Consider the following 11,962-nt stretch of genomic DNA (forward strand, 5'->3'; position numbering starts at 1 on the left):
TCAGGCGGTTCTGCCCACGGTGAGTCGGCGCATCATGGCTCGCACGGTGGCGCCTGGGTCCGCGCTGCGGCCTCGGCCCACTTCGCCCAGCAGGGCCGCGGCTCGCACGGCGTTTCCTCCCGCGCGCTCCAGGGCCACCGACAAGGCCATTCGCTCGAGTGACTCGACTTCCGCTCGCAGGTTGAAGGTGCCCGCGTCCATGGCCCGTGACAGGGCGCTCGCGTCCAGACAGCCGCGCGCCGTGTGCTCCAGTCCTCGCTTCAACACGCGGCGCGGCAGGTCCGACGGGAGGACCTCCGTGCCCGCCCGCTTGTAGACGAGCACCTCGAACAGCACGTTGCGCAGCTCTCGGATGTTGCCGGGCCAGGGATACGCCTGGAGCGCGGCCAGTGCCTCGGGCGTGACGTGCAGCGGTCCCTGCGGCGCGGTGGGCTCCTCGCGCTGGAAGCGCGCGATGAAGTGCTCCGCCAACGCGGGCAGGTCCTCCGCGCGCTCGCGCAGCGGGGGCAGTTGAATGCTCACGATGGCCAGTCGCTCGTACAGGTCCGCCCCAAACGCCCCCTTCGCGATGAGCTCGCGCAAGTCTCGATTGGTCGCCGCGAGGATGCGGAAGTCCACCTTGCGCGGCTCGGACTCTCCCAGCCGCGTCACCACCCGGTCCTCCAACACGCGCAACAACTTCATCTGGAGCGACAGCGGCGTGTCATCGATTTCATCCAGGAACACCGTGCCGCGCTCGGCCGCCATGAGCTGCCCGTCGAAGCCGTGCGTCGCACCCGAGAACGCGCCCTTCGCGTAGCCGAACAGCTCTCCCTCCATCAGCTCATTGGGAATGGCGGCGCAGTTGATGGGGACGAAGCGGCCCTCGCGACGCGCGCTCCAAACGTGCAGCAAGCGCGCGGTCACCTCCTTGCCCGTCCCCGTCTCCCCGGTAATCAACACGGGCATCGACGTGCGTGCCGCGCGCGCCATCTGTTCCAGCACGGCACGCGCCGCCGCGCTCCGTGCCACGAAGGTGCTCGCCTCGGTGGGCGCGGTCTCTGGCGCCGCCAGCTCCGCGAGCCGCGCCATCAAGCGCTCAGTCCCCGCGGGCCCACCCAGCCACACGGCGTCGTATGCGCCCGCCAGCGCGGCCTCGGTGGAGGCCTGCGGTGAGAGCTTCGCTCGCGACACCCAGACCCACGGCCGTCCACCTGGGGGCGCGGAGGGAACGCGTGCCCCGCCCGCCGTGTGCAGCACGACCATGTCGGCCGTGCCCCTCGTGACGAGCCGATGTCCCGCCGACGTCAGCCGCGCGGACAGCGACGACGGAGGGGGCGGGCCCTCCCACCGGATGTTGGCCATGCGCCGAAATCAATCACCGGCCATGCGGAAATCCAATTCGGTTTCGTCGCGACGCCCCGCCACCCGCTCCAAGTGATTCCAGCGGGTTGGCGTGTGGCCTGGTGGATGCAGTGCCGAGCAGGCGACTTCGAAAGGAAGGTCACATCGGATGTTGGACTTCATGGCGTCCCACGAGGTGCTGCTCGGCGTGGGCGTGGGCGTGCCCGTCGTGCTGCTCTGGCTCGTGTTCAAGGTGGGCTGCGTCGTCATTGGAGAGGGGGAGTCCGGACTGGTCATCAAGCGCTTCGGCGCGGCGCTGCCGCCTGGGCGCCTCATCGCGCGCGGGGGCGAGGCGGGGTATCAGGCGCGACTCTTGTCCCCGGGTTGGCACCTTGGGCTGTGGCGCTGGCGCTACAAGGTGAAGCGCGTGCCGCTCATCGTGGTGCCACCCGGCGAGGTCGCGCTGGTGGTGGCCAATGACGGTCAGCCCCTGCCCGGCGAGCGGCTCCTGGGGTGCGCGGTGGAGTGCGACGGCTTCCAGGACGCCGAGGCGTTCCTCGACCATGGCGGTGAGCGCGGCCGTCAGCTCTCCATCCTCACGGCGGGCACGTACCGCATCAACCCCGCGCTGTTCGACGTGGTGACCGTGGCCAATGCCAAGCGGCACGGCGTGGACCCCACCGAGCTGCGCGTGTTCCACGTGCCCCCGGACCGCGTGGGCATCGTGACGGCGAACGACGGTCGGCCGGTGCCGGCGGGCGACATGGCCGGCCCCATCATCCCGGACCACGACAGCTTCCAGCGTCCGCAGGCGTTCATCGACGCGGGCGGCTGCCGAGGCTTGCAGGAGGAGGTGCTGCTCGCGGGCGCGTGGAACCTCAACCCGTGGTTCGTGAAGGTGGAGCTGATTCCGCTCACCGAGATTCCCATCGGCTACGTGGGCGTCGTGGTGTCCTATGTGGGGCGCGAGCACCTGGACGTGTCCGGTGACGCGTTCACGCACGGGGACCTGGTGGAGCGCGGGCGCAAGGGTGTCTGGGTGGAGCCGCTCTTGCCGGGCAAGCACCCGCTCAACACGCGCGTGATGAAGGTGGAGCTGGTGCCCACGACGAACATCGTCCTCAACTGGGCCAACCGCACGGAGGCGCACCACTACGACTCGCAGCTGTCCAGCATCCTGGTGCGCAGCAAGGACGGCTTCGGGTTCAGCCTGGACGTGTCGCAAATCATCCACATTGGCGCCAAGAACGCGCCGCGCGTGATTTCGCGCGTGGGCAGCATGCAGAACCTGGTGGACCACGTGCTCCAGCCGGTGGTGGGCAACTACTTCCGCAACTCGGCGCAGGAGGTGACGGTGCTGGACTTCCTGTCGGCGCGGAGCGCTCGGCAGCAGCAGGCCTATGACGCCATCCAGGTGGCGTTGCAGGAGTACGACGTCGAGTGCATCGACACGCTCATTGGCGACATCGTGCCGCCCGCGGAGCTGATGAAGACGCAGACGGACCGGAAGATCGCCGAGGAGCTTCAGCGCACGTACGAGGTGCAGCGCGAGGCGGAGGTGAAGCGGCAGGACCTCCAGCGCGAGCTGGCCATCGCCAACATCCAGTCGGAGGTGGTGCGCAGCGAGCAGCAGGTGCGCATCTGCGAGCAGAACGCGCGGGCGCAGGTGGAGACGGCCAAGGGCGAGGCCGCCTCCGTGCGCGCCCGCTCGGAAGCCGAGGCCGAGTCGCTCAAGCGCGTGGGGCTGGCGAAAGCGGAGGCCGAGGCCGAGCAGGTGGGCCGCGTGGGCGCCGCGCGGGCGCAGGCCGAGGCCGAGGCCGTGCGTCAGGTGGGCCTGGCGAAGGCGGAGGCGTATCGCATGGGACAGGAGGCGCTGGGCGCGGCGGCGTACACCGCGATGCAGATCGCCACGGTGCTGGCCGAGCACGGCGTGAAGCTCGTGCCGGACATCGCGGTGGGCGGTGGCCAGGGCGGGCAGTCCGGGTTGGCCGAGGCGATGCTCGCGCGCATGTTCGCGGCGACCCAGGGCCTGCCGATGTCCGCGAAGGAGTCGGCGCGGAGTGGCGCGCCGGCTGCTCGTCCCCCGGCCGGGTCGGCGGGTGAGCCTCGCAAGGCGCTGTAACGACGCGGTGCGGGGTTCGGGCGTGTCTCCCCACGGGCGCTCCGTCGCCCCGTGGGGAGGGGCGGGCAGGCGGGCTCGGATTGCCGGTGCTCGTCAGGCGTTCGCAGCTTCCCTCGGCGTCACTCGATGGGAGGCAGACATGCGCAAGAACACGTGGGGCAAGCGAGCCGTCCTGGCCACGATGATGACGGGGGCGTTCGGCTTCGGCGTCGTCGCGCACGCGGACGACAAGATGGCGAAGCAGGACAAGCAAGTGGGCGAAGCCGCCGCCAAGCGGACGAAGTACGTGGGGCGGCTGGCCCTCTTCAACTCCAAGCAGATCGCCCTGGCGCAATTGGCCGAGCAACAGGCGACGGATCCGCAAGTGAAGGCCTTCGCCAGCCAGCTGCTCCAGGACCACCAGAGCAATCAAGCGGACCTGAAGGCCTGGGCCCAGAGCAAGCAGATCGAAGTCGACACCGTGGACCTCTCCGGCAATCAGGAGGGCGTCGGTGGCTCCGGCATGCAGCAGGGCTACAACGACAAGATGAAGAATGTCGGCGAGAAGCTGGGCAAGCAGATCGATGAGGACCGCAAGGAAATCAACGAGCTGAAGGCCAAGCAGGGCAAGGAGTTCGACAAGGCCTTCTTGTCGCGCATCGCGGACGACCAGAAGGACGGGCGCGAGCTCTTGAACGACGGTCGTCGTGAGTACAAGAACGACGCCACGTTCCTCGCGCTGCTCAACAAGACCGAGACCGTGGTGGACAGCCACGAGAGCACGGCGAAGCAGCTCGAGAAGCAGATGAAGTCGTCGAAGATGCCGTAGCCCTCGCGATGTAGTCCGGTGGTCGTCCGGGGCTCGGGCCGGTTGACGCGGCCCGGGCCCGGCGCCTATCCCGGCCCCATGAGGACCGGGGCCTGGATGACGGGGGCAGTGCTGGCGACGGCGCTGTTCTTCTCCTGCGCCACCCCGGCGCCGCCGCCCCCCGCGGTGCCGCTCGTTGGCGCCACGTCCGAGGGGCCCTTCGTCCCCGAGGCGCGTGACCTGTTCGCGGGCTGCACGCCGCTGCCGGACAGTCCCACGGCTCGCACGTGGCGCTGCGCGGGGATGTCGCTGTGGTTGGAGGAGCGTCAGGACCTGGAGCCCGCGCGGGCGCTCGCGGAGGCCCGGGCTCGCGTCATCGCGCGATTGGGCGCTGCGGGGCTGACGGAGTCGCGTGAGTCGCTGCCGCTCGTGGGGGCGTCGTGGCCCGCGCTGCGCTTCGCCGCCCGCGCTCCGGAGGGCGCGTGTCGCGCGTCGGGCTACGTCACGGTGGTGGCGCCCCTGGCGGGGCGGCGGCGTCAGCTCGGCTGCATCGTTCCGGGAGAGGACCGCGCGGAGCTGGCGCGGTGCCTGGAGCGCTTCGAGTTCCTCGCCGCGCATGGCAACCCCGAGGGCGACGTGTTGGACCCCGCCGCGCTGCTGCTGCCGCCGCGCCTGCCGTGGCGCGTGCTGACGGTGCCTCCGGGCTGTCGTCTGGCCAGCTCCACGAGTCGGTCCGGGCGCATCCGCTGCGAGGACGCGACGTTCTCATGGAGCGTCTTCGCTCCGACGGAGAACACCACGGGGCTCGCGCGCTGGCGCGACCAGAGCGTGGCGGAGTTGCACGACGCGCTGCCCGGCTCGGGGCCCGTGGAGGAGGTGGACTGTCGGCTGGAGGTGCGGCCCACGCGCTGCTTCCGGTTCACCACGCCCGGGCCCGAGGGCGCGCGCGTGCTGTGGGCCGCCGCCGTGACGTGGCAAGGCGGTGCGCTGTTCGCGGCCTGTGATTTCCCGTCGGGCGCGCTGGGGTTCCCCGCTGCGTGCAATGGTGTGTTCACCCCTCGCTGAAGGACGGTGCCCGTGTACGAGCTGGAGGACGTGTCCAAGCGCTTCGGCTCCACCTGGGCACTGCATCCGCTGTCACTGACGTTGCCGTCCGGCCGCACCACGGTGCTCCTCGGTCCGAGCGGCTGTGGCAAGTCCACCTTGCTGCGCTTGCTCAACGGCCTGTCGCGCCCGGACACCGGCCGCGTCCTCTTCGAGGGACAGCCTCTGCCAGCAGAAGGCGACCCGCTCCTCGCCCTGCGGCGCCGCGTGGGCTACGCGCTTCAGGGCGGCGGGTTGTTTCCGCACCTCACGGGCACGCACAACGTCACGCTCATGGCCCAGCACCTGCGCTGGCCCGCGGCGCGCACGCGTGAGCGCTTGGACGTGCTCCTGGAGCTGACGCGCTTCCCCGCCGAGGCGCTGGAGCGCTATCCGGCGCAGCTCTCGGGAGGCCAGCGGCAGCGCGTGGCGCTGATGCGCGCGCTGATGTTGGACCCGGACGTGCTGCTGTTGGATGAGCCGCTGGGCGCGTTGGACCCGCTGGTGCGCCACGAGCTGCAAGCGGACCTGCGCGGCATCTTCGCGCGCCTGCGCAAGACGGTGGTGCTGGTGACGCACGACCTCGCGGAGGCGGCGTTCCTGGGGGATGACCTCGTGCTGATGCGCGAGGGGCGGGTGGTGCAGCAGGGCGCGTTGCGAGAGCTGGAGGCGCGGCCCGCGGATCCCTTCGTCACCCGCTTCATCCAGGCGCAGCGTCCCTTGCCGCTCTCCGGTGACGAGGTGGCGTCGTGAGGGCGGCGCTGTGCGGAGTGCTGGGGCTGCTGTTGTTGGGGGCGTGCACGGAGGCGTCGGTGACGGAAGGGGGCGGGCCTCCCGTGCGAGTGGGCTCGAAGAAGTTCACCGAGTCCGTGCTCCTGGGCGAGATGGTGACGCAGCTCGCGCGCGGCGCGGGCGCCAACGCCGTTCACCGCCGTGAGCTGGGCGGCACCACGGTGCTCTGGGAGGCGCTGCGCCGAGGCGAGCTGGACATCTATCCGGAGTACACCGGCACGCTCCGGCAGGAGCTCTTCTCGCGCCGCCACCTCGCGGACGATGCGGCGTTGGCGAAGGCGCTCGCGGAGGAGGGCCTGCGCATGAGTCGCCCGCTGGGCTTCAACAACACCTACGCCCTGGGCATGAAGGAGGCGGAGGCCGAGAAGTCGGGCATCCGCCGCATCTCGGATTTGCGTCAGCACCCCGAGCTGAAGCTGGGCTTCAGCAATGAGTTCATGGACCGCGCGGATGGTTGGCCCGCGCTGCGCGCGCGCTATCAGCTCCCCCAGCGTGACGTGCGCGGGCTCGACCACGACCTCGCGTACCGGGGCATGGACTCGGGCGCCATCGACGTGACGGACCTGTACTCGACGGACGCGGAGATCGCCGCGTACACGCTGCGCGTGCTGGAGGATGACCTCCACCACTTTCCCGCCTACGACGCCGTGCTCGTGTACCGCGCGGATTGGGCGGAGCGGGAGCCGCGGGTGGCAGACGCGGTGCTGCGGCTCGAAGGGCACCTGTCCGAGCAGGACATGGTGGCGCTCAACGCCCGCGCGCGACTGGAGCGCGTGCCCGAGTCGCGCGTGTCCGCCGACTTCCTCGCCAGTCGGCTGGGCGTGGCGGCGAAGGTCCGGGATGAGGGCGCTGTGTCGCGCGTGTGGCGGCGCACGCGTGAGCACCTGTCGCTGGTGGGCGTGTCGCTCGCGGCGGCCATCGCGCTCGCGGTGCCGCTGGGGGTGCTCGCGTCGCGGCGGCCTCGGTTGGGGCAGGGCGTGCTGGGCTTCACCAGCATCGTGCAGACGGTGCCCTCGCTGGCGCTGCTGGTGTTCATGATTCCGCTGCTGGGCATCGGCTCGCGGCCGGCCATCGCGGCGCTGTTCCTCTACAGCCTCTTGCCCATCGTGCGGAACACCACCGCGGGGCTCTCGGGCATCCCAGGGGAGCTGCGCGAGTCCGCCGAGGCGCTGGGGCTTCCACCGCGCGCGCGGCTGTGGCGCATCGAGCTGCCGTTGGCCGCGCCCTCCATCCTCGCGGGCATCCAGACGGCGGCGGTCATCAACGTGGGCACCGCGACGCTCGGCGCGTTGGTGGGCGCGGGGGGCTACGGCCAGCCCATCCTCACGGGCATTCGCTTGGATGACGTGGGGTTGATTCTGGAGGGCGCGGTGCCCGCGGCCGTGCTGGCCCTGCTCGTCAGTGGTCTGTTCGAGCTGGTGGAGCGCGGGGTGGTGCCCCGAGGGCTACGCCTGCGAGGCGACCCCTGATAGCACCGGCGCTTGCTTCGCGTCGTAACCCGGCGCGTCCACCGCGAGCCCGGAGGCGCACAGCCGCACCACGCCCATCCACACCAGGTCCGCGAGCAGCAGGTGCACGAGCTGCATCCACACGGGCGCCAGCAGCACCAGATTGACCATGCCCGCGCAGAGCTGCGCCGCGTAGACGATGACGAGCAGCATCGACGCCCGTCGCACCTCCGCCGAAGGTCGCATCCGCGCGACGACGCGACTGGCCAGCACGAGCAGCGCGCCCATTCCCACCGCGAGCAGCGGGTGCAGCACGCGCCGGCGCACCAGCACGTGCGCCGTGTCGGACATGTCCTGGCGAATGCCCTCGGCCAGGCTGGACGCGGGGAAGAGGGTGTCGCCCAGCGCGGCCACGGCGCCGCTGACCCCGAGCACCAGCAGTCCCACCACGCTCGCGGCCAGGAGCACGCCCGTCCACCCCTGTCCGCGCCACGTCGCGCGCGCGCGCCCGGCCGACCACCACACCACCAGCGTCTGCGCGCCCACCAGGAGGAACGTGTTGATGAGGTGGATGCCCATCCACACCGCGCGCCCCATGGACTTGTTGTCCGCCACGTACTCGAGCAGCACGAGGCCCGCGCCCACCAACCCTTCCGTGAGCATGAACACCAGCGACATCACCGCCGCGCGGCGCACCGGGTGCCCCTTGGCGTGGGCGCGCAGGCCCCAGACGCACAGGGCCACGGCCAGCACCGTGGCCAGTCCGCTCGTCAGCCGGTGGGTGTACTCGATGACGGTGGCCAGGGTGGGCGCGCGAGGAACCACCTCGCCGTTGCACACCGGCCAGTGAGCGCCACAGCCCGCCCCCGAGCCTGTCGCACGGACGAAGGCGCCCCAGAGGATGACGCCCAGGGTGTAGGCGAGCACCAGGGAGCTGAAGATCCGGAACCGACGCGACGAGGCGGGAAACGTCATGGCGCCCGCACTAACGCACGCCCACGCCGCGCGCCGCCACGTTCGCGATGCGCCGTCCATCAGCCCGCCTGCTCTCCGCGAACGGTCCACCGTATCCGGATACGCCCGGTCGGATGCTCCCGAGCCCGGGTTTGGATGCACGGGATGATTTCCAAACGCGGGGAACCGGCCCGTGCGCGCTGGCACGCGAGATGCTCTGTGTCTGCCACGTGACGGATTTCGGAGGCGTCATGTTGGACGCCTCCTTGCCCCGGGTCGGTGCCCCCCCCTCGCCGACCCGCGGGCGTCTTTTCGAGGCCGTGAACGCAGCAGCAGTCGCACCCCGGGTCGGAGGTTCCCCCCCTGCCCGACCTGGGGTGTTCCTCGGCCCGAGGCTTCCCACAGGGGTGTGGGGAAAAGGGTGGAGCGCATCGCGGGCCGGGCTCCGGGCCTAGCCCGCGATGCGCATCTGCTCGGTTCCCAGGACCGCAGGCAGCGGCCCGAAGGCCATGGAGCGCTCGATGACGTTGCGCAGCTCGCGCACGTTGCCCGGCCACGGGTGCGCCACCAGCGCGGCCAGCGCATCCGGACCCAGTTGCGGCGGCTCGTTGCCCTCGGGCGTGAGGTGGCGCACGAAGTGCCGGGCCAGGGCGATGATGTCCTCGCGGCGCTCGCGCAGCGGCGGCACGCGCACGGGCACCACCTGGAGCCGGTAGTAGAGGTCCTCGCGGAAGCGCCCCTCGCGCACGAGCTGCCCCAGGTCGCGGTGCGTGGCGGCCACCACGCGCACGTCCACGTGCGTGGGGCGCGTCTCGCCCAGCGGGAAGACCTCGCCGTTCTCCAGGAAGCGCAGCAGCTTGGGCTGCACGTCCAGCGGCAGCTCGCCAATCTCGTCCAGGAAGAGCGTGCCGCCGTGCGCGGCGCGGATGACGCCGGGGTGGTCCGTGGCCGCGCCCGTGTAGGCCCCGCGCCGATGCCCGAAGAGCTGTCCCTCGAAGAGGTCGCGCGGCACCGCGGCGCAGTTGAAGGCCACGTAGGGATGATGCGCGCGGGTGGACAGCGTGTGCAGGGCGCGCGCGACCAGCTCCTTGCCGGAGCCTGACTCGCCCGTGACGATGACGGTGGCGCGGCTGGGGGACAGGCGCGCCAGCTCCGCGCGCAGTCGCTTCATCGGAGACGAGGCGGCGATGAAGCCCGGGACTTCGGCGTCGGATTCGGCGGGCGCCTCGGGCAAGGGGACTTCAGCGAAGCCGCGCAGCGCCGCCACCTCCAGCGCGAAGCCGGCCAGCCGGGACAGCGTCGTGAGCAGCGCGCGGCCGTCCACGGGCAGCGGCCCCACCAGCCCCACGCGCAGGCGCCGGCCACAGCCGTCCCCGAACTCCACCCACTCGGTGGCCGGGGGGGCGTTGTCACCCAGGAGCCGCGTGGCGCCGCCTTGCGAGTCCAGCTCCTCCAGTCGCGGCGCGCGGCCGGGGAACAGGCCATCGAGGATGGAGAGCAGCTCGCGCTGGAGCAGGGGCGCGCCCATGCCGCGCACGCTCAGTCGCTCGAAAGGGACCACCAGCGCTTCGGCGCCCAGCCGCGGCCCGGTGTCGTGCGCGTGCGGCTCGGTGACGCGTGGGTCCGGGGGCGGCGCGTCCGGCGGCTCGAGAGGAATCGCCACGCCCAAGCGGCGCAGCTCCGCTTCACACGTCGCGGCCTGCTCGGAGGCCGCGGGGTCCCCTTCCGCGCGCGCCAGTCTCGCGAGCGCGAGGCGGGTGAGGGTGGATTCGGGCAGGTCGCCCGCGAGCCGGAAGGTCCCCAGGGACGCCTCCAGCTTCTCGCGTGCCTCGCGAGTACGTCCCTCGCGCACGAGCAAGAGTCCCTCGTGGCGCGTGAGCAGCGCGGCGTACCAGGCGGAGGGCAGCCGCTCCAAGAAGGCTTGCGCACGGCGCAGCGCCACGCGGGCCTCGGCCCGTTGATCCGCGTCCACGCGCGCGCCTGTCTCGGCCACCAGACACTCGCGCCGGAGGAAGGGCCAGCCGCCCAGCTCCATCACGCGGGCGCCCGCGGCCTGGAAGCCCTCGGCGGCGCGGGCCGCGTGTCCCTCGGCCCCATCCGCCAGTGCCTCCACGTAGCGCGCGTAGGCGGCGGTGAGCGGCCGTTGGATGGTGCCCGCGTAGGCGGCCAATCGGCCCGCCAGCCGACGCACGTCCGAGGCGCGTCCCGTGAGGCAGCCCAGGCGCGCGCGCTGCACGGCGAGGAGCGACGGCGTCCAGCTCAGCTCCTCCAGCACCGCGTCCGCTTCGTCGAGCACCGCGCGTGCCTCGGAGAAGCGCGCCAGCCGCAGCAGGGCCTCGGCCTCGGCGCGTCCGCAGAAGACGAAGGAGAAGCCCCGCGCCATGCGCCCGCCGTACGCGGTGTCGCGCGCGCGGCCCACCATCCGGAGGGCCTCGTCCGGAGCGCCCGCTTCCTCCAACCTCCGCTGCGCGAGGAAGGCGAGGTTGCGCGCCTCCAAGAAGGCATAGCCCAGGCGCGCGGCGCCCTGCGCCGTCTCGCGGAAACGTCGCGTGGCGTGCGAGCCCTCGCCGTGAATCTGGGACTCGTGCCCACACGCATCCGCCGCGATGAGGCGCAGCGTGGGGTCCGCCAGCTCGGGCAGGCACTCGGAGACGCGGCCGGATTGCCGCGCCACGCGCTCCGCTTCGCCCAGGTAGAAGGCGCACGCCAGCTCCGCCATGCGCAACTGGCACCGCAGCTCCGCGTCGCCCTGAGGTGACAGCAGCGCCTCGGCGCGCGCCACGTGGGCCTGCACCTTGTCCGCGTCGAACAGCTTCCCGTCGGGCGAGGCGTACAGGTTCGCCGCGAGCGCGTGGACCTGTGCCTCCACGGCCTCGGGCAGCACCCCCGCGTGGGCGTCAGCAAGGTGGGGCAGCAGCGTGGCGAAGGCGCCACGGCTGTCCTCGCGTCCCCAGCGCTGGAGGTAGGCCAGCGCCACCGCCGCCTGCGCGCGCGCGCCCGCCGTCCCCAGCGCCCCCGAGGCGAGCAGGGTGAGCAGCTCCTCCTCGGCCGGGCGCCACTCCGCCCGGGTGAGTCGCAGCAGGCACGGCGCCAGGCGCGCGGACTCCTCAGCGCTCAGCGGCTGGCGAATGGAGCCAGGGTGGGGCTCAGGCGCACCCCCGTCGGCGAGTCGGCGCAGGGCTTGGGCCACCTGCCCGCGTGGGCGGCGGGCCTGGGGTGCCTCGGGGGGGAGCTCCCAACGGTAGACGGTGAGCGGGGTGACGCCCAGGCGGCGAGCGAAGGCCGCGCGGCTCAGCTCGCCCCGCAATGTGCGAATGGCCGCTGGAGCCAGCCCCGCTTCCTGCTTGTCCATGGTCTCCACGGCAGTCCCCTTGCGCGTCCCCCGGCCGCGCGCCCTTCAATGTGTTCTCCCCCGCGGGATTGCAAACGAATGGACATGCATGCCGGGCGGGC

At 72.0% G+C, this 11,962-nt stretch carries 8 protein-coding genes; 5 read left to right on the plus strand and 3 right to left on the minus strand.

Annotation, left to right across the window (positions count from 1 at the left end; translation table 11 throughout):
* A complete protein-coding gene (locus KRR26_RS09755) occupies window positions 1–1,344 on the minus strand; it encodes a sigma 54-interacting transcriptional regulator (RefSeq protein ID WP_120204264.1) in 1,344 nt (447 codons plus the stop codon).
* Between the two features lie 148 nt (window positions 1,345–1,492).
* Between KRR26_RS09755 and KRR26_RS09760 the strand changes: the two genes are divergently transcribed.
* From KRR26_RS09760 to KRR26_RS09780, 5 genes are all read left to right on the plus strand, one after another.
* On the plus strand, window positions 1,493–3,445 hold the full coding sequence (locus KRR26_RS09760; protein WP_217079668.1) for an SPFH domain-containing protein: 1,953 nt from the start codon (window positions 1,493–1,495) through the stop codon (window positions 3,443–3,445).
* A 139-nt stretch (window positions 3,446–3,584) separates the two neighbouring features.
* Window positions 3,585–4,253: a DUF4142 domain-containing protein gene (locus KRR26_RS09765; protein WP_120204267.1), complete on the plus strand. Its 669-nt coding sequence runs from the start codon at window positions 3,585–3,587 to the stop codon at window positions 4,251–4,253.
* A gap of 96 nt (window positions 4,254–4,349) precedes the next feature.
* Window positions 4,350–5,297 carry a hypothetical protein gene (locus KRR26_RS09770; RefSeq protein ID WP_120204269.1) on the plus strand — a complete coding sequence of 316 codons (948 nt, stop codon included), beginning with the start codon at window positions 4,350–4,352 and terminating at the stop codon, window positions 5,295–5,297.
* Between the two features lie 12 nt (window positions 5,298–5,309).
* Window positions 5,310–6,068 carry an ATP-binding cassette domain-containing protein gene (locus KRR26_RS09775; protein WP_217079669.1) on the plus strand — a complete coding sequence of 253 codons (759 nt, stop codon included), beginning with the start codon at window positions 5,310–5,312 and terminating at the stop codon, window positions 6,066–6,068.
* Window positions 6,065–7,576, plus strand: coding sequence for an ABC transporter permease/substrate-binding protein (locus KRR26_RS09780; RefSeq protein WP_328707097.1), 1,512 nt, complete (start codon window positions 6,065–6,067; stop codon window positions 7,574–7,576). Before KRR26_RS09775 ends, KRR26_RS09780 begins: the two co-directional genes overlap by 4 nt.
* Here the strand turns inward: KRR26_RS09780 and KRR26_RS09785 are convergent.
* Together KRR26_RS09785 and KRR26_RS09790 are read right to left on the minus strand one after the other, a co-directional pair.
* Entirely contained in the window at window positions 7,553–8,530 is a 978-nt protein-coding gene (locus KRR26_RS09785) for a COX15/CtaA family protein (protein WP_120204272.1), read from the minus strand. The two genes, KRR26_RS09780 and KRR26_RS09785, sit on opposite strands and share 24 nt — an antisense overlap.
* A 430-nt stretch (window positions 8,531–8,960) precedes the next feature.
* Window positions 8,961–11,861: a sigma-54-dependent transcriptional regulator gene (locus tag KRR26_RS09790; RefSeq protein WP_217079670.1), complete on the minus strand. Its 2,901-nt coding sequence runs from the start codon at window positions 11,859–11,861 to the stop codon at window positions 8,961–8,963.
* Between the last annotated feature and the right edge of the window lie 101 nt (window positions 11,862–11,962).

Origin of the sequence: Citreicoccus inhibens (assembly GCF_019039035.1) — a bacterium.
GTDB lineage: Bacteria > Myxococcota > Myxococcia > Myxococcales > Myxococcaceae > Citreicoccus > Citreicoccus inhibens.